The 19,132-nt window shown below is 57.4% G+C and carries 15 protein-coding genes and 1 tRNA gene; 3 read left to right on the top strand and 13 right to left on the bottom strand.

The annotated features are described in order from the left end of the window. Positions 1 to 11: 11 nt before the first annotated feature. Entirely contained in the window at positions 12 to 1,256 is a 1,245-nt protein-coding gene (locus L362_RS21365) for a mechanosensitive ion channel family protein (RefSeq protein WP_021241588.1), read from the top strand. Here L362_RS21365 and L362_RS21370 read toward each other — a convergent pair whose 3' ends face one another. The 13 genes from L362_RS21370 to L362_RS21430 form a co-directional block, all read right to left on the bottom strand. Then, positions 1,257 to 2,228, bottom strand: a complete 972-nt coding sequence (locus L362_RS21370; RefSeq protein WP_008499380.1) for a LacI family DNA-binding transcriptional regulator — start codon at positions 2,226 to 2,228, stop codon at positions 1,257 to 1,259. 75 nt (positions 2,229 to 2,303) lie between these two features. After that, positions 2,304 to 3,446 carry a Gfo/Idh/MocA family protein gene (locus tag L362_RS21375; protein ID WP_023343533.1) on the bottom strand — a complete coding sequence of 381 codons (1,143 nt, stop codon included), beginning with the start codon at positions 3,444 to 3,446 and terminating at the stop codon, positions 2,304 to 2,306. After that, a complete protein-coding gene (locus L362_RS21380) occupies positions 3,439 to 4,464 on the bottom strand; it encodes a sugar phosphate isomerase/epimerase family protein (protein ID WP_023343532.1) in 1,026 nt (341 codons plus the stop codon). The genes L362_RS21375 and L362_RS21380 overlap by 8 nt, the downstream gene beginning before the upstream one ends. Before the next feature lie 15 nt (positions 4,465 to 4,479). Continuing rightward, positions 4,480 to 5,715, bottom strand: coding sequence for an MFS transporter (locus L362_RS21385; RefSeq protein ID WP_023343531.1), 1,236 nt, complete (start codon positions 5,713 to 5,715; stop codon positions 4,480 to 4,482). Between the two features lie 244 nt (positions 5,716 to 5,959). Continuing rightward, entirely contained in the window at positions 5,960 to 7,348 is a 1,389-nt protein-coding gene (gene pheP, locus L362_RS21390) for a phenylalanine transporter (RefSeq protein WP_023343530.1), read from the bottom strand. 103 nt (positions 7,349 to 7,451) lie between these two features. Further along, positions 7,452 to 9,425: a PhoX family protein gene (locus L362_RS21395; protein ID WP_023343529.1), complete on the bottom strand. Its 1,974-nt coding sequence runs from the start codon at positions 9,423 to 9,425 to the stop codon at positions 7,452 to 7,454. 126 nt (positions 9,426 to 9,551) lie between these two features. Further along, the gene (locus L362_RS21400) at positions 9,552 to 11,735 is read right to left on the bottom strand and encodes a TonB-dependent receptor (RefSeq protein WP_023343528.1); all 2,184 of its coding nucleotides are present in this window, start codon (positions 11,733 to 11,735) and stop codon (positions 9,552 to 9,554) included. 185 nt (positions 11,736 to 11,920) lie between these two features. Beyond that, complete coding sequence (gene yahO, locus L362_RS21405; RefSeq protein ID WP_021241596.1) at positions 11,921 to 12,196, bottom strand: DUF1471 family periplasmic protein YahO; 276 nt, start codon at positions 12,194 to 12,196, stop codon at positions 11,921 to 11,923. 149 nt (positions 12,197 to 12,345) lie between these two features. After that, positions 12,346 to 13,377 (bottom strand): ABC transporter ATP-binding protein, encoded by a 1,032-nt coding sequence (locus tag L362_RS21410; RefSeq protein ID WP_023343527.1) that lies wholly within the window; start codon positions 13,375 to 13,377, stop codon positions 12,346 to 12,348. A 1-nt stretch (position 13,378) separates the two neighbouring features. Beyond that, entirely contained in the window at positions 13,379 to 14,953 is a 1,575-nt protein-coding gene (locus L362_RS21415) for an ABC transporter permease (protein ID WP_021241598.1), read from the bottom strand. Between the two features lie 24 nt (positions 14,954 to 14,977). After that, on the bottom strand, positions 14,978 to 15,994 hold the full coding sequence (locus L362_RS21420) for an iron ABC transporter substrate-binding protein (protein WP_023343526.1): 1,017 nt from the start codon (positions 15,992 to 15,994) through the stop codon (positions 14,978 to 14,980). Positions 15,995 to 16,350: 356 nt separating this feature from the next. Continuing rightward, complete coding sequence (locus tag L362_RS21425) at positions 16,351 to 17,181, bottom strand: CPBP family intramembrane glutamic endopeptidase (RefSeq protein WP_023343525.1); 831 nt, start codon at positions 17,179 to 17,181, stop codon at positions 16,351 to 16,353. Between the two features lie 102 nt (positions 17,182 to 17,283). Further along, a tRNA-Arg gene (locus L362_RS21430) sits at positions 17,284 to 17,360 on the bottom strand. Positions 17,361 to 17,638: 278 nt separating this feature from the next. Here L362_RS21430 and L362_RS21435 point away from each other — a divergent pair. Both L362_RS21435 and L362_RS21440 read left to right on the top strand, forming a co-directional pair. After that, complete coding sequence (locus L362_RS21435; RefSeq protein WP_023343524.1) at positions 17,639 to 18,337, top strand: EAL domain-containing protein; 699 nt, start codon at positions 17,639 to 17,641, stop codon at positions 18,335 to 18,337. A 24-nt stretch (positions 18,338 to 18,361) separates the two neighbouring features. Further along, entirely contained in the window at positions 18,362 to 19,090 is a 729-nt protein-coding gene (locus L362_RS21440) for a helix-turn-helix transcriptional regulator (protein ID WP_023326829.1), read from the top strand. Positions 19,091 to 19,132: the final 42 nt, after the last annotated feature.

The raw sequence follows: 19,132 nt of genomic DNA, 5'->3' as shown, positions 1-19,132 counted from the left end.
CAGGAGACGTTATGCAGGAATTGATTGCTCAGGTTGAAGAGTTAGGCATTGAAATTAATCACACCACCTCTTTAGTGATTATCTTTGGTATTATTTTTCTTACCGCCATCATCGTTCATTTTATTCTGCACAAAGGGGTACTTCGCGCATTCGAAAAGCGCGCGCAGGCCAGCAGCCATTTATGGCTGCAGATCATCACCCAGAATAAATTATTTCACCGTCTGGCCTTTACCCTACAGGGGATAATCGTCAACGTCCAGGCGGTACTGTGGCTGCAAAAAGGCAGCGAAGCGGCGGAAATACTCACCACCTGCGCGAAGCTGTGGGTGATGGTCTATGCCCTGCTCTCCTTCTTCTCGCTGCTGGACGTGATTTTCAATCTGTCGCAGAAAATGGCCACCGCGTCGCAGCTGCCGCTGAAGGGGATTTTCCAGGGCATCAAGCTGGTGAGCGCCATTCTGGTGGGGATATTGATTATCTCCCTGCTGATTGGCCAGTCTCCGGCGATTCTGATCAGCGGTCTGGGCGCCATGGCCGCCGTGCTGATGCTGGTGTTTAAAGACCCGATACTTGGACTTGTAGCGGGTATCCAGCTTTCCGCCAACGATATGCTCAAGCTCGGCGACTGGCTGGAGATGCCGAAATACGGTGCCAACGGCACGGTGACGGATATCGGCCTGACCACCGTGAAAGTGCGCAATTTCGATAATACGATTACAACCATTCCGACGTGGGCGCTGGTCTCCGACGCCTTTATCAACTGGAGCGGCATGTCGGCCTCCGGCGGGCGACGCATTAAGCGCAGCCTGAACATTGATACCACCAGCATTCATTTCCTCGACGAGCAGGAGCAGCAGAAGCTCATTCAGGCGAAGCTGCTGAAGCCTTATTTGGCCGCACGCCATGAGGAAATTAGCCTCTGGAATCAGAAAAACGGTGAAGGGGAATCGGTATTAAACCTGCGCAAGATGACCAATATCGGCACTTTCCGCGCCTACCTGAACGAATATCTGCGCAACCACCCGCGCATTCGTAAAGATATGACGCTGATGGTGCGTCAGCTCGCGCCGGACGCCAACGGCCTGCCGATTGAAATATACGCCTTCACCAACACGGTGGTCTGGGCAGAATATGAGGAGATTCAGGCCGACATCTTCGACCATATTTTCGCGGTGGTGGATGAATTTGGTCTGCGCATTCACCAGTCGCCAACCGGGAACGATATTCGCTCCCTGGCTGGCGTCATCGCGCAATAATCAGGTGCTGGCGCGGGAAATAAAGCGCCAGTCCATCATCACCCTTTCCGTGGGCGCGTCCGGGTTGTCGATCTTATTTAAGAGCAGATCGACCGCCTTGCGCCCGATATCCCGCGACGGCTGTTCGATGGTGGTGAGCGAAATCATGTCCGCCAGCTCCGTACCGTCAAAGCCGACCACGGCAATATCCTCTGGCACCCGAAGACCTGCCTGCTGAATGGCGCGCAGCGCGCCCGCCGCCAGCGTATCGGAAACGGCAAATACCGCATCCGGCGGATTATTTTTTAACAGGTTTTGCATCGCCGCCATGCCCGCCCCGGAGCTGAGATCGCTGGCATACTCCACCGCCTGATAGTCCAGATCGCGCAGGTGGATCACGCTCTTGTAGCCGCGTTCGCGCAGGCGGGCATATTTGTAGCTGAGATCGTGGTTGATCATCGCGATACGCTTGCGGCCGCCGTCGGCCAGCTGGCTGACGGCATGCTGTGAAGCGTCCACATCGTTGATGCCGACGCAGGAGACCGCACCCGCATCGGCATATTCGGCGCACTGCACCCACGGTGCAGAACCAATCAGCGCGGCAAGTTCCGGCAGCTTCGAGAAGGCGTCCATGGTGATAATGCCGTCGACGATTTTGCCGGAGAGCAGGCTTAAGCCCGAGCGGGAGCGCTCGATGTCCGAGCCGGAGTTGCACAGCAGAATGCGGTAGCCGTTTTTCTCCGCCTCGGCTTCGATGCCCTTCACCACTTCGGCGCAGAACGGGTTGGCAATGTTGGACACCATCACCAGGATCATATAGCTGCGAGCGGTGCGCAGCTGACGGGCGAGCAGGTTTGGCTGGTAGTTACTCTCCTGGATCGCCCGCAGAACGCGCTCGCGGTTTTTCGCCTTCACGGTGTCGCTGTTATTCAGCACGCGGGAGACCGTCGCCACGGAGACCCCGGCCAGCTGAGCGATTTTCTGAATTGACATAGCGACGACACATCCTGCGGTTAGCGTTTTGTGCAGGCTACCATAAATTTATTGCCCGGCGAACCGGGCAACGCGTTATTGTTCCACGCGCACCCAGCGCTGCTGCTGATGGCTTTTCACAATGGCATCAATGATATACATCACGTTTGCGCCATCGTGAAACGTCGCAAACTGCGGCGTATCCGGCATCGCGCCCGCCTGCACGGCGCGGTAGAACTGCGCCATCATATTTTTGAAGGCGTCCGGCCAGCCTTCGATATGTCCGCCGGGGAAGTGGGCGCTGTCGGCCACGTCAGGGTTCATCAGCCCCGGATCGTCGGTGAGCGTCTGGTTGGCCTGCGCGCGATGGCCGATCCACAGCTGCTGCGGCACCTCCTGGTCCCACGCCAGCGAGCGCTCGCTGCCGTTGATCTCAAACGTCAGGCGGTTTTTACGCCCGGCGCTCACCTGCGAGATGCTAAAGCAGCCCTTGCTGCCGTCGTCAAAGCGGAACAGCACCGAGCCGAAGTCTTCGGTCGTGACCGGTTTGTCTACATACTCCGCCTGCTCGTCGTGGGAGAAGGTTTGATTCCCGACCTTGCTGGCCCTGCGCGTCGGCCAGACGATGGATAAATCAGCCATCACCTCGGTAATCCGCCGCCCGGTAACGAACTGCACCGTGTCGCACCAGTGGGAGCCGATATCCGCCACCGCGCGCGACGCGCCGCCGAGCGCGGCATCCACCCGCCAGTTGTAGTCGGTTTCCAGCAGCATCCAGTCCTGTAGGTAGCTGCCGTGTGAGGCAAAAATCCGCCCGAGGCTGCTTGCGCGCATCATGCTCGCCGCCTGACGCACCATCGCAAACTGGCGATAGACAAAGCTCACGCCATGCACCACGCCCGTCTGCTCCGCCAGCGCCACCAGCTCGCGCGCCTCCTCAGGGATCATGCACAGCGGCTTTTCGGAAAACACGTGCTTGCCCGCGCGCAGGATCTGGCGGTTAATCTGTGCATGCAGGTGGTTCGGCGTGCAGTTGTGCACCACGTGCAAATCAGGGTGCGCGAGCAGCTCCTCAACGCTGCCGTACGCGTGCGGTACGTTTAGCAGGCGCGCCTTTTCCTGCGCCTTAACGAGCGAGCCGTCGCACAGCGCGACCACCTGAACAAACCCAAGGCGCCTGAGCGCCTCGATGTGTGCCGGGCCAATAAACCCGCTGCCGACGATCCCGACGTTAATCATGGCTGCCCCCTGCGGCGAAATCGTCAAACGCGCGCCCGGCAACCGGAATGATGTGGCGGCGGATAAATTCGCTGCCTTCACTCGCCCCGGTATCGCCATCCTTCAGGCAGCACTCCCACTCCAGCACCGCCCAGCCGTCGTAGTCGTACTGGGTCAGCTTGCTGAAGATGCCCTTAAAGTCGATCTGCCCGTCGCCGAGCGACCGGAAGCGTCCGGCGCGGTTGATCCACGGCTGGTAGCCGCCGTACACGCCGCTGCGCCCGTTCGGGCGGAACTCCGCATCCTTCACGTGGAACGCTTTAATACGCGCATGGAAGATGTCGATAAAGGTCAGATAGTCCATCTGCTGGAGCAGCATATGGCTTGGATCGTAGAGAATGTTGCAGCGCGGATGGTTGTCCACCAGCGCCAGAAAACGCTCGAAGGTCACGCCGTCGTGCAGATCTTCCCCCGGATGCAGCTCAAAGCAGACGTCCACCCCCTGCTCGTCGAAGGTATCCAGAATCGGCCGCCAGCGGTTTGCCAGCTCCCCGAACGCTTCCTGAAAACGCTGTTCGTTATGCGGCGGCCACGGGTAGAAAAACGGCCAGGCCAGCGAGCCGGAGAAGGTGGCGTGCGCTTTCAGGCCTAATCTGGCCGAGGCGACCGCCCCCTGTTTCAGCTTCTCCGTGGCCCACGCCCGGCGCGCCGCATCGTTACCGCGCACGGACGTGGGCGCGAAGTGATCAAACGCGTCACTGTAAATCGGGTTTACCGCGACAAGCTGCCCTTCCAGATGGGTCGACAGTTCGCTGATAACCAGCCCGTGCGCGGCCAGCTTAGCGGTGATGTCATCGCAGTAGGCCTGGCTCTCAGCCGCTTTCTCGACGTCAAAAATATGCGGATGGTTGCAGGGGATCTGCACCGCTTTATAGCCCTTTGAAGCCGCCCACCCTGCAAGCCCGTCGAGCGTGTTGAACGGTGCTTCCTCGCCGATAAACTGCGAGAGAAAAATGCCGGGTCCTTTTATCGTCCTCATACCACCTCCTGAACATTACGCCTTGTCATCGTCATACTTAAACGTGAGAAGGAAAATCAGCGCGATCGCCGCGGCAGCCACCGCCGGGATCCACCAGAATGTCACCCACGCCTGCGGCACGGTCTGCCCTGCCACCAGGCGGTTATAGAGCGCGCCGGAAATCTGCGAGCCGAGCAGCATGCCGATGCCGTAGGTGAACATCACGATCATGCTCTGGGCCTGGCCTTTCACCTTTTCGCCCGCCACGCGGTCGGTGTAAATAAAGCCGACGACAAAGAAGAAATCGTAGCAGACGCCGTGCAGCAGGATGCCGAGATACAGCAGAATGCGCCCCTCCTCGCTGACGCCCAGCGCGAACATGGCGTAACGCACAAACCACGCCAGCATGCCGATCAACAGCATGACCTTCACGCCCAGACGGCGGAACAGCAGCGGAATAACCAGCATGAAGACGATCTCGGACATCTGCCCGAAGGACATGGCGGTGCTGACGTCGGCAATTCCCGCATCCGCCAGATACGAGGCGGTGTAGGCGTAATAGGTGCCGAGCGGGACGGAGATCAGCATCGCGCAGACGGAGAAGACGAAAAAGTGGCGGGTTTTGAGCAGCGCAAAGGCATCCGCGCAGAAAAGATCGCGCACCTTCACCGGCAGGCCTTTCGCCGGAGCAGGCGTGTGCGGCAGCGTCAGGCTGTAAAGCGCCAGCAGCAGGGAGCTGGCCGCCGCCACCTGGAAGATGGTAACGCTGGACGCCACGCCGGTGACGCCGATGAAAATGCCCGCCGCGATCCAGCCGATGGTGCCGAACACGCGCACCACCGGGAAGGTTTTATCCACGTTTGCCAGGCTGTGAAACGCGATGTTGTTGGTCAGCGCCAGCGTCGGCATGTAGCAGAGCGTGTAGCCAAACAGCAGGCCAATCAGCAGCGCGCCGTTCTCGGCAATCAGCGCCCCCGGCACGAACCAGAGGATCGCCGCGCCCGCCAGGTGCATCACCGCCATCACCTTCTGCGAGGCGAAGAAGCGGTCCACCAGCATGCCGAGCACGAACGGCGAGAGAATGGAGGCGATAGGCCCGGCGGAGAACGCATCGCCAATCAGCAGAGACATGTTGTGCTGGGTCATCACCAGGCCTAGCGTAACCGACCAGCTACCCCAGATAAAAAACTGCAGAAACATCATCAGCGACAGCCGCGGCACCAGCAGCCGATGCTGCGCTATCGCCTTTTCACTACTTTCAGTTGACACCATAATAAGCCTCACCCGGAAAAAGTAATCGATTACAAAATAATTCAAATGAAAAGTAATCGATTACAAAATAAAGATCCTGTGGATCGAAACAGATTTGGGAGGGGGGTCACGATAAAGATGAAGCAGTGTTTTGTAGGCCCGGTAAGCGCAGCGCCACCGGGCGTGAAGGCAGGTGCGGTCTGGTTTGGTGCGGTCTGTTGCCCTCACTCCGGCCCTCTCCCACAGGGAGAGGGAGAAAAACGGGCTACTTTTTACGTGAGAGCTTAAACGCGATAAACAGGAACACCACCCACACCGGCAGCAGCATCGCCGAGAGGCGCATCTCATCCATGGTGCACATCAGCACCAGAATCAACGCCAGGAACGCGATACAGAGGTAGTTCCCCGCCGGGTAAAGCAGCGCCTTGAACTGCGTTTCGCGCCCCTTGCGGCGCATCGCGGCGCGGAATCGCAGGTGCGCGAGGCAGATCATGATCCAGTTCAGCAGCAGCGTAGCGACAACCAGCGCCATCAGCAGGCCGAAGGCCTCTTTCGGCAGCAGATAGTTGATCAGCACCACCAGCGAGGTAATCGCCCCGGAAAGGAACAGCGAGTTCACCGGCACGCCGCGACGGCTGACGCGGGTGAGGAATTTCGGCGCGTTACCCTGCACGGAGAGACCAAACAGCATGCGGCTGTTGGAGTAAACGCCGCTGTTATAGACCGACAGCGACGCCACCAGAATGACGAAGTTCAGCGCAGAAGCCACCACGTTGCTGTTCAGATCGTGGAAAATCATCACGAACGGGCTGCTGTCTGACTTCACTTCCACCCACGGGTAGAGCGCCAGCAGCACCACCAGCGAGCCGATATAGAACAGCAGGATACGGTACACCACCTGGTTAACCGCTTTCGGAATGCTTTTATGCGGGTCGCGCGCTTCCGCGGCGGTGATGCCAATCAGCTCTAGCCCGCCGAAGGAGAACATAATCACCGCCAACGAGAGGATGAGCCCTTTCCAGCCGGTCGCCAGGAAGCCGCCGTGCTGCCACAGGTTGTCGATCGTGGCCCGCTCGCCGCCATGGCCGGAGAACAGCAGCCACAGGCCAAAGCCGATCATGCCGATAATTGCCAGCACCTTGATCAGCGCAAACCAGAACTCGGTTTCACCATACAGGCGCACGTTGACGAGGTTAACGGCGTTGATAATGATGAAGAAGGCCGCCGCCCAGATCCACGTCGGGACATCCGGCAGCCAGTACTGCATATAGATGCCTGCGGCGGTCAGCTCCGCCATCCCGACCAGCACGAACATCACCCAGTAGTTCCAGCCGGAGAGGAAGCCTGCGAACGGGCCCCAGTATTTATAGGCAAAATGCGCGAAGGAGCCTGACACCGGCTCTTCAACGACCATCTCGCCAAGCTGGCGCATGATCAGGAAGGCGATAATCCCGGCGATACCGTAACCCAGCAGCACCGCCGGACCGGCCATCTGAATAGCGGGGCCGATGCCGAGAAAGAGCCCGGTACCGATTGCGCCGCCAAGGGCAATTAACTGAATATGTCGATTTTGCAAACCACGTTGCAGCGTCGGATTCTGATCCGACGAGGCTTCAGCGCTACCATGGCCTGAAGCGGATGACGCGTCTTTCACGTCCTACCCCTGTCTCTTTTTTAGAAGGGGCACGTTTTAACACTTCATGCTGGCGGTAGCAAGTTTAACGCCGGGGGCACGGCATGCCCCCGGCGATGCAAGGTTATGAGCCGATGATCCCGCCGTCCGCTTTGACGATGACCACCGTTGAGGAACGCGGGCGTCCGTTCGGGTTCACGTCTGGCCAGTTGGAAACAGCGCGAGGGTTAGCAGGGTCGGTGATATCATCCCCGCCCTCCCCCGGATGCTGAATGTTGATGAACAGCGTCCGGTTATCCGGCGTAAACGCAATCCCGGTAATTTCACACCCGCGCGGTCCGGTCAGGAAACGACGGTACTCGTTGGTGCCCGGAATGGTGGCCACCATCTGGTTATTGCCCATCCCCTCGTAGGCTTTCTTATTGATGGTGCTGGAAGAGACGTCGGTCTGGATCCACAGCACGCCCTGATGATCGAACGACAGGCCATCGGGGCTGCCGAAGGCCGCCCCCTGCATGGAACCTTTAGCCTTCGGATCGTCGCTGTCGGTCCGCCCGCCCATCACCAGAATATCCCACTTAAAGCGAGCGGCAGCAGGATCGGCCCCCTCTTCGTGCCAGTGCATAATATGACCAAACACGTTATTAGCGCGCGGGTTGGCGGCATCAACCGGTGCCTTACCCTCCTTCCCGCGATCGCTGTTGTTGGTGAGCGTACAGTAGACGCTGCCGCTGGCGTGCGGGTCGACCGCTATCCACTCGGGGCGGTCCATCTTCGTTGCCCCCACGGCGTCTGCCGCCAGGCGGGTTTTAATCAGCAGATCGCCCTGGTTTTCAAATCCGTTGCTCTTATCCAGGCCATTTTGCCCGAAGATCAGCGGCAGCCAGTCGCCGCTCCCGTCTTCGTTGAAGCGGGCAACGTACAGCGTGCCGGACGTCAGCAGCTGCATATTGGCTTCACGGTTCGCGGGATCGTATTTTTTGTCCGAGACAAACTTATAGATGTACTCGAACTTCTGGTCGTCCCCCATATAGACCACCACGCGGCTATCGGCGGCAAGCGTGACGGCCGCCCCCTCATGCTTGAAGCGGCCCAGGGCGGTGTGCTTGCGTGGCGTGGAGGTCGGGTTGTAGGGATCGATCTCCACGACCCAGCCGAAGCGGTTAGGTTCGTTAGGGGTTTTATCAACGCTAAATCGCTCGTCCACCTCGTTCCAGCGGTAGGATTCATCGCTGTCGCTGATCCCGTAGCGTTTTTCCAGCGGGTTGAGATCGGTTTTTTTGACAAAAATATCCGACCAGTTCTCCTCGCAGGTGAGATAGGTGCCCCATGGCGTATGGCCGTTGGCGCAGTTCTGCATGGTGCCCAGCACGCGCTCCCCCTGCGGGTCGGCGGCGGTTTTCATTAAGTCCTGATGCCGCGCCGGGCCGGTAAGCTGCATCGGCGTATTGACGGTAATGCGGCGGGCATACGAAGACGGGCGAACCACCTGCCAGTCGCTGCCCGATTTTTTCACTTCCACCACCGACACGCCCATCGCGTTCTGCCCCTTGCGGGCCTTGTCGAGGCTCCAGTTCGCCGTACCGTCGATAAACAGCATCCCGTTGTCGATGTATTCATGGTTCATTGCCAGCAGGCCATGCTCCGGGTTTTGCTCTCCCTGCGGCAGGCTAAACCACGCCATGCCGTCGTGGTGCATGCCCGCCTGCACGGCCTGTTCATCCGCGGTGTTGCTGGCGTCCGGCTTAAAGGCCGGCATGTTGTTTTTGATCCCCGTCGGATCCCCCCAGCGATAAAACGGGCGGGCAATATAGCCTTCCGGCACCCTCACCGTATCTTCCGTGGAGACGTCGATGCTGGTAAAGCCCAGGGAAACCGCTTTTGCCAGTGCAGAAGGCTTTGATACCGCGGCAATCGCATTTTCGGGTTTGATCAGAAAGGGGAATGAAACGGCAGCGCCCGCCACGGCGCCCATCTGGAGAAAACGACGGCGGGAGAGGAACACCTCTGCCACCTCGGAGAATACCGGGTTCGCGCTGCGGTTAGCGATGTCGTCGCGATGTTCTTTTTTAAAAACGGATTTGAGGGGTCTGCCCATAGCGGCTTCCTGTCATTGGCCAAGAGGTAAGGAGTCGGCGACCAGTCTAAGAAGCTTTTATTACAATTTTATAACACAACGGCGGAGGTGTGGGGCGTCCCTGCCCCGGATAACGAGGTGGAACGCTTAGAACTCGTAGCCAACCGAGACCTTAAAGGTACGCGGCTCGCCCTGCGTGATGTAGGTGCCGGAATCGTCCACGCTGGCCCAGTAGTTTTCATTGGTCACGTTGTCGATGCCCGCGCGCACCGTCATCTGGTTTGCATTGTGGTTCACCGCGAAGCGATAGCGCATCCCCAGATCCAGCGTGGTGTAGCTGTCGATCTTTTTGGTGTTGGCAAGATCGGCGTACTGCGCGCCAGAGTGGTTGACGCGGGCGGTCGCCGTCAGGCCATCAATCGGCTTGATGTCATACTCTGCCCCCAGCACGGCGTAGAAGTTCGGGACACCAATGGCATCGTTGCCCTGATTTACGCCGTTTTTGGTTTTGGTCAGCTCCGCCTGCAGCCAGGTGGCGCTGGCGTTGAGGCGCATCCCGAGCATCGGCTCGCCGAAGACGTTCAGCTCCACGCCGCGGTTACGCTGCTCGGCGTCCAGGCCGTAGTGATTGTTGCTGTCGAGGATCGCCGACGGCATCTTGATCTCAAACAGCGCAAGCGATCCGCCCACGCGGCCAAAGTCCGCCTTCACGCCCACTTCGTTCTGCTTAGAGTGAACGATACCGGTGCTCTGGCCGTAGTTGGTGGCGGTGTTAGGCGCGGTTTTGCCCGGCTGCAGCGCTTCGGTGTGGTTGGCGTAAAGGGAAATTTCTTCCCACGGTTTGTAAACCACGCCGTAGGTTGGCATCCAGCGGCTGCCGTCGAAGCCGTCTGCCGCGTTTTCCGCACCGGTAACTTTGTTATACCCGCGAATGACCACCTTCTGATGGCGCGCGCCAGCGGTGAACAGCAGTTTGTCATCCAGCACGCCCAGGGTATCGCTCAACAGCCAGCCCTGGGTGCGGGTGCGCCCGCTGGTCAGCGGATCGCTGTACTTCCCGCCTGAGCCGTTGAGGTTGGTGCTGTCCGGCATATCCACGCCGGTGTTGTGGTAGATGTTGGTGGTCGGGTTATCCTTCGCCGCCGACATTTTCCACGCGATCTTTTCATTTTTGGTCATCGCCGAATAGCCAACGTTGACCTTGTGCGAGACGAAGCCGGTATTGAAATTGCCGCGAATGCCCGCCATGCCGCTGACGGAATCACTGATGCGGTTGGTATCAAGGCGGCTGACCGTTGCGTTACCGCTTTTATCCAGCAGCTTCGGCGCGCTGTAGATCCCCTCCTCGTGCGCGTGCTGCGCGCCCAGGCCGGTATAGGCGGTCCAGCCGTCGGTGATGTCGTACTCGCTGCGCCACATCCCAAATTCGTTTTCGATGTTGCTGTAGGCCCACTTCTGCGAGAAGTTGCGATCGTTTTTCGGCGGCTCGGGCACGAAATCCACCGCCGAAATATTGACGCTGGTCGGGCTGCCGTGGAAGGTTTTCTTCTGATAACCCAGATCCAGCGAGGTGCGGAAACGGTCGCCTTTGTAATCCAGACCGGTGGAGAGCAGCGTGGTGCGGCGGCGGTCGTTCGGTATGCCGGTTTCCCCTTCGCGGTGGACCAGGTTCACCCGCGCGCCAAACTGGTCGCTGTCGCCGTAGCGACGGCCCGCATCCAGCGTGGTGCCAATCTGAGAATCGGAGGTGTAGTCCAGGCCCACTTTCGCCTGCGGGAGTTCGCCCGCGTGTATTGGCTCAAGGTTGATCATCCCGCCCACGCCCGAGCTCGCCGCGCCGTTCATCAGGGCGTTTGCCCCTTTGAAGATCTCAATGCGCTCAACCATCTGCGTATCCACCACCTGACGCGGCAGCACGCCGGACAGTCCGCCAAAGGTCATGTCGTCGCCGTCGAACTTCAGGCCACGGATGCGGTAGGTTTCCGCGCTGTTGCCGTACCCCTGAACGAACTGTACGCCCGCGTCGTTGGCGACCACATCAGCAATGGTTTTCGCCTGCTGATCTTCCACCAGCTTCGAGGTATAGCTGATGATGTTGAACGGCACGTCCATGGCGTTCTGCTGACCGAGCATCCCCATACGCCCGCCGTTCGCCACCTGTCCGTCAAGGAAGGCCGGTACCAGCTGGTCCCCACCGGGTTTGAAATCGCTGACCGGTGCAGAGTGCACAACGAGGGTATCTTCTTTTTGATCGTCCGCCGCGAAGGCGGAATGCGTTACCGCGCCAACGGCGAGCGCCAGCAGCGTTTTGTGTATTCTGGTGTTGTTCATCGTTAACTCATTTGAAAGTGCGCGCAAAAATAGCCCGTTGTCAGGCCTTAGAATGTATTGATAGCAATGCAAATGAGAACTATACGCATTATCCGTGCGTTAGCAAGCGTAACCGCGAACAACAGGAAGAGGTGGGGAGACAGGATGAGGAACAACCACCCCAAAATGGGGTGGCTGCAGTGACGTTATTTTTTCTTGTAGATATTAGCCGTACCGTGAATTTTATTGTTGGTGTTCCCTGAGGTGAGCACCAGAACATCCGCGCCTTGCTTATCGGCTTTCTCAATCAGTTCTTTTTTTGCATCATCAACCGATACTTCATTTGAGGTGCTTACCGTACCGATTTTTTGATACTGAGACTCGACTTTCTTGAACTCATTTTTAGTCAGCAGTTGGGCAGCAAAAGCATTGGTCGTAAACAGTAACGCCGTTCCCAACAAAATAGCAGTCGTCTTTTTCATAACCTTTTTCCTTGAGATTAATCAGCAACTACGAAAAACCTCACACATGATGGTGAGGTTTTATGAGCATGGTAGAGAATCTCAGGAAATGCCATATATTCTGGAAAATTCTTTTATAACAGTCCATTGCATGAAATTATTAATGAATATTAAGAATAGTCGAATACACGCGCGGTGCCAGCAATATCAATGCGAACCGCCGTGCCCGGGTTCCATCCTGGCTGGCTGACGGTCTTGAGGGTGACGGGCTGCGGCTGTCCGGTAAGCCCAAGGGTGAGCGTCGACAGGTGACCGGTAAAATCCACATCAAGAATGGAGATCGGGCTTTCATGTGAGGCGCATGCCGTCACGCTCAGCTGCTCCGGGCGCAGCATCACTCTGCCCTGCCCTGTCGCCAGCGGGTTGTCTGTGGGCACCTTACCCAGCGCGCAGAGGGCGTAGCCCGCGGTGAGCTGCGCAGGCAGGATCAGCGCATCACCAAGAAACAGCGCCGTCTCTTCGTCAACGGGACGGGTGTAAACCTCATAAGGCGTCCCGACCTGCGTGAAGCGTCCGGAACGCATGACGGCAACCTGAGTGGCAAAGGAGAGCGCTTCGTTCTGATCGTGAGTAACCAGAATCGAGGCCACGCCCGCTTCGGCCAGCAGATCGGCCGTGGCCTTACGCGTCATGGCGCGCAGGCCAGTATCCAGCGCCGAGAACGGTTCATCCAGCAGCATCAGTGAAGGACGCTGGGCCAGCGCACGGGCAAGGGCCACGCGCTGCTGCTGTCCGCCGGAAATCTCGTGAGGCCAGTGCGTGGCGAGCTGCCTGTCCAGCGAAACCATCTCCATCAGCGCCTCAACGCGCTGGCGTTTTTCGTGGCGGGTCCCGTCCAGCCCCCAGGCAATGTTGTCTGCCACGTTGAGGTGGGGGAACAGCGCGCCCTCCTGCGGCACAAAACCGATCCCGCGCTGGTGGGCAGGGACAAAACGGTTTTCATCAAACAGGGTTCTCCCCTGCATAACAATACGACCGGTGTCGGGCGTCTCAAACCCGGCAAGAATACGCAGCAGCGTGGTTTTACCTGACCCCGACGGCCCGACAATGGCCGTTCTGCTCCCCGGCGCAACGCTCAGGTTTAAGCTGTCGAGCACCTGCACATCAGCAAATGATTTAGAAATGGCGGTTAATTCAAGCATGTCATAGCCCTGCAATTTTCTTCGACTGCATATAGAGAATGGCGGTCAGCGGGAGGGAAATCAGGATCATCAGCATCGCGTAAGGCGCGGCGGCGACATAGTCAATTTCGCTGGTCAGCGCCCAGAATCCGGTAGAGAGCGTGCGCGTGCCCAGGGGAGAGAGTAACAGCGTGGCAGTCAACTCGTTGCTGACGCCGAGGAACACCAGCGCGGCCCCCGCCGCCGCACCCGGCGCGGCCAGCCGCATCGTGACGCTCCAGAGCGCCTTCGCGGGCGTGCTGCCAAGGCTGCGCGCCACGTTTTCCAGCTCAACCGGCGCCTGCGCAATCCCCGCCCGCAGGTTGATGAGCGCACGGGGCATAAACATCAGCAGGTAGGCAAGGAACAGGGTAATTTCCGTCTGGTAAATGGGACGGGCGTAATGAATGGTGACGGTGACCAGCGCCAGCGCCGTGACAATGCCCGGCAGCGAACTGGTGATATAGATGCACCCTTCCAGCATCCGGAAGATACGGTGCGGGTAGCGGATACCGAGCCACGCAATGGGGATCACGCACGTCGTCGTCAGCAGCGCGCCGCCCACGCCGAGCATCAGCGTCTGGCGCAGCGAGTGCCAGAGATCGGCGCTCATCCAGTTTTCCACCCCACCGAGCCAAATCCAGCGACACAGAACAGCTAACGGCACGCCCAGCGCCAGGACGATCAGCACCATGAAAAACAGCTGCCCCAGCGCGGCAGCCGCAGGCTTCAGCGGCCAGCGTTTCTGCTCGCGCGCAGCCCCGGCGCCAATGCGCGCGTAGCGTGCTTTTCCACGCGTCACGCCTTCCAGCACCAGGATAGCGAGGCAGCACAAAGCCAGCACGCCCGCCAGCATGTTTGCTGCCGGGCCGCTGAAGGTAGACTGAAACTGGTCATAAATGGCCGTGGTGAAGGTATCAAAGCGGATCATCACGTACAGACCATATTCCGCCAGCAGGTGCAGCGCCACCAGCAGCGCGCCGCCGCAGATAGCCAGCTTGAGCTGGGGTAGCACCACGCGGAAAAAGACCTTCCACGGCGGGGTGCCGAGCGACGCGGCGACATCTTCGAGCGTCGGGTCAAGGCGGCGCAGCACCGCCGCAACCGGCATGTAGATAAAGGGATAGTAGGCCAGAACGGAGAGAAACACGCCCGCGGAGAGCCCGTGCATGGACGGAACAACGCTCACCCAGGCATAACTTTGCACAAACGCGGGGATCGCCAGCGGGGCGACCGCCAGCGCGGACCAAATTCCACGACCGGCAAGCTGCGTGCGCTCTGTGAGCCAGGCTATCGCCACGCCCGTCACGATACACAGCGGAACCGCTAAAGCCGTCAGCCACAGCGTGTTGCTGAGCAGCTCAGCCACACGCGGGCGAAACACCAGCGCCTTTATCGTTTCCCAGCCCGTCTCAATGCCAATGGCAATGATAAAACCCAAAGGCAGAAGCGCCAGTAATGAAAACAAGACAGCTAACGCAACCATCGGCAGTGCAGGACGCCTGCGGGCAGGCTCCTGCACTCTGTTTTTTCCGATGTCGAGACTCAGACCAGACATAAGACGTTCACTTCACTCTCAGGATCACAGCAGACCGGCTTGCGTCATCAGCTCGATAACTTTCTTACTGTTGAGCGTTGAAGGTTCAACTTTCGGCGCATCAAGATCTTTCAGCGGAACCAGTTTCGGGTTAGAGGCCGCGTTCACACCCACGGCGTATTCAAAGGCGTTGTTGGTACGCAGACTTTCCTGACCTTCTTTGCCGGTAATGTATTTGATGAAGGCCTGCGCCTGCGCTTTGTGTTTGCTGGACGCCAGCACGCCACCGCCAGAAAGGCTTACGAACGCGCCCGGGTCCTGGTGTTTGAAGTAGTAGAGCTGGGTGTTTTTGCTGTTTTCACCGGTTTTGGACTGATCGACAAAGCGGTAGTAGTGATAAATCACCCCGCCATCAATCTGACCCGCATTGACCGCTTTCATCACGGTGCTGTTACCTTTATAGGCAACGAAGTTGGCTTTCATCGCCTTGAGCCATTCCAGAGTGGCTTTTTCGCCTTTCAGGGCCAGCATCGCGCTCACGATGGCCTGGAAATCCGCGCCTGACGGTGATGCCGCCCAGCGGCCTTTCCACTCGGGTTTCGCCAGATCCATCAGCGATTTAGGCAGCTGCTGTTCGCTCAGTTTCGCCGGGTTATAGACGAACACCGTGCTGCGGGAAGCAATGCCGATCCAGCGGCCATGCGCCGGACGATACTCTGCCGGTACCTGCTTCAGGGTGTCTGAATCCAGCGGGGCAAACAGGTTGGCGTTATCCACCAGCACCATGGACGGCGAGTTTTCCGTCAGGAACACGTCTGCCGGCGATGCGCTGCCTTCCTGCACCAGCTGGTTACCCAGCTCGCTGTCATCACCATTACGCAAAGTGACTTTAATCCCGGTTTCTTTGGTAAAACCGTCAACCCACGACTTCACCAGGTTTTCATGCTGCGCGTTATAAATAACGATACCGTCGTTGTTATCGGCGGCAACCGACTGTGTGGAAAGGAAAAGGGATGATGACAACAAGGCAAGCGAGAAGCAGGACAGCAGGCGAGAATTCATGAACATATCCTTAATAGACCAACGGGAGTAACCACTCATAGCTTTGTGGGACAGGATTAAAGCATACAACAACGCTAATGATAATTAGTATCAATCCAGTTTACGCGTAAAAGTGTAAAATTTCTTTTTAGCCGATTTTGTAATAATAAAAATCCAAATTTTAATGCGAGATAATTTCTAGATTAAGAAAACCTTAAGCCTGCCAACAACGAAATTCATTAGCCTTCTATTCATTATAGCGCGAAGGTAAAACTGTTATTCGCGCCCGGCAGATATAAAAAAGCCCCGATATTGCGGGGGCTTTTTATGCTTATCCGGAGGTAGCTAAATTTATTAGGCTACTCATTTAAAAAGCATCACATAGCCGCATGAGGGGCATACACAGGATAGGTGAAGAACAATAAATGCACGCAGTTCAGCCCAAAATGGAATAACGTTGCAACCCAGAGCCTGCCGCTCCACATCCACGCCAGGCCGTAAATAATGCCGGAGAGGCTGGCAAAAATAATCAGCAGTAAACCGCCGCTATAATGCATCAGCCCAAAGAGGACTGAGGCCATCAACAACGCGACAACAGGATGAACGATCCGGGACAAGCGCTGCTGCAGGTAGCCTCTGAACAGGGCTTCCTCGGCCAAAGAGACGAAGAAAATATTCGCAAGGGCAAATTGCGCGAACCATTCTGGCGCATGTGGCTCAATTCTCAGCCCGCCCAACGCCACAGCCAGAAGTAACAGCGCGGGTACCGCAAGTACCAATATTACCCAGCCGAGCTTGCCCATTTTATAGAGGGGTTTTGCTACGAATAGCGTTGGCATGCACGTAATTAAAAAGAACGGCACCACCGCCTTGTCCATATTAAAGTACATACTGAACGGTATGCTTTGCGGACCAACGACGACAGCATCCAGCACTTTGGGATTATGGAAGCCCGGGAGCACATGCATAACCAGGGCAACGGCGATGATCACACACAGGCCTTCAATCAGATAAGTATATTTATCATCCTTATTACGTAGCCATTCAACAACAGACCAGCCAATAACGATTGACGCAATAACCAGCAGCGCCGGGGCGTCAAGAATGCTCTGTTTCCAGCCGAGAAATGCCGTTAATCCCAGCAGCAGGTAAGCCAGGCTTTTATTAAGGGAAAGTGCGGCAAGCGAAATTGCGAGTAGATACCACATAAATGTCCTTCATGACCGATAAATTTTAGGGTCGATGTCCCAAATATGTCCCACAACGGAAATCAGGAGGATGTGAGTGAGGCGTAACTCTATGAAATGAAATGGCACGCCCTGTAGGATTCGAACCTACGACCTACGGCTTAGAAGGCCGTTGCTCTATCCAACTGAGCTAAGGGCGCACTGAGAAGCGTGTACTTCGCGGCGGTGAAACGCGAAGAATTATACGGTCAATGGCAGGTGAGTCAATGCCTTTTCCGTTTTCAGGGCCAATTACCGCTAGCCGATTGTAAATACGGCTATTTTCTCAACATTCCTCCCTGTTTTACCGTAAAATTTAGCGCTGCGAAAAGGCTTAGTTGCATTTAAGTAACGCCTGCTGTTTTCCTGAACGTCAGCTCGTCACACTAGAGCCAAGTATCCCGGCCGCCTGGAGGCTGACAGACAACAGGACAATGGAGTGACAGCGCAAAACCTGATCGATACGCCCCCCCGGTTACAGTACCTCTCTCAGGACATCGTCGGCATTAAGCTTGAGCCTATCGTCGCCCTCGCCTCTTTGCGTCAGGTTGGCGTCGAGGTCCTTAGCGTCCTGGCCGATACGCGGCACAGTGAGGATTTTTTTTGCGATCGGTCCGCTGGCTGGTCGCTAACGCTGCTTGAGGCGCAGCTTGCTGCGTTAAAAAATACGCCGCACGGTCATAACCTTTTTATTAATCTGCCGATAACCGTCCTGACAGAGCCTGCGTCCTTCCAGCGGCTCATCAGACTCCCCTACGTGCCGCTCAATATTGAGTTTGTCGACCTTGCGGCTTTTTTGGCGCTGTCCGTCGCGCAGAAGCAGCGCGTGGTTCAGAATCTGCAGCAGCTGAGCAGACAGGGGCACGCTATCTGGCTGGATGACATTGATGATGTCTTAGTGCAGTCGTTTTTATCCTGTCGACTTCCGTTAAGCGGCATCAAAATAGATAAGGAAGCATTCTGGCGTTTACGCGACACCCCTGCGCTGAGGCAACTGGTTTCCCTTTGCTTTCAGCTTGCCGGGAAAGTGCTTATCGAAGGTATTGAGACTGAACGCGATCGTACCTGGGCACTGCAGGCAGGCGCAGACTTCGGCCAGGGATATTACTGGCCGTCCTGGACATGGCCGGAGGATTAAAACGCCATTTCCAGGAGGGAGGCCATGCGAATGACAGTGCGCCGTTACCGGCGGCGGCGTACAGGAAGTGATGCACTGGGATTTACGCGCTCACCTTTTGCTCCCCCCTTTTTCGACCGGCTCGAATTTTTGAGCCAGTCCATCAGCCAGCCCCGCAAAACAGACGCCCCGTTTATTCTCCTGGTGACTGAGGATCATTTCCTGCGCACCGGTTTTCTCAACGGGCAGTTTCCCCTGAGCAGCTGCTGCGATTTCGCCACGCTGGACGACGCCCTTGTCGCACAGACGCAATGGCCCTCCGCCCGTCTGGTCGTGGATATTGAAAGCCGGTCAACGGGGCTTCTGGAGAAACTGGATCAGTTGAGAAGGCATAGCCTGTTTCCTCCGTTCCTGACGCCCTGGCTGTTAGTCCGGGCCGATAATTACGACACCCGCCTTTTCTGCAAAGCGGCAGGTCCCTTTCATGTGCTCGAGCGCCAGCTGAACGCCGCGGCACTCCAGCACAGCCTGCTGGATGCCCGCCCGCCACAGGGCTCCGACAAAGACTGGTTCAACCGCAATGAATGGCCGATCCTGCAGGAACTTTCCCGGGGCAAGACGTTACGTCAGATTGCCCTTATGCAGAATCGTCCGTATAGCCGCATTATCTATCGTCTTAGCTGCATCCTGGTGAAGCTGGGGCTGAGTCATCGACAGGAATTGTTGCATCTTCTTAATAACCTCTCAGACTGCACGTTTTCACTCACGTCCTAACCCCTTATTTCCTAAAGCGCTTTAAGAATTTACTTACCATTC

The sequence above is a fragment of the Enterobacter sp. MGH 16 genome, assembly GCF_000493175.1.
GTDB lineage: Bacteria > Pseudomonadota > Gammaproteobacteria > Enterobacterales > Enterobacteriaceae > Enterobacter > Enterobacter roggenkampii.
The sequence above is the reverse complement of the archived record's forward strand: the minus strand, read 5'-3'. Positions and strand labels throughout refer to the sequence as shown.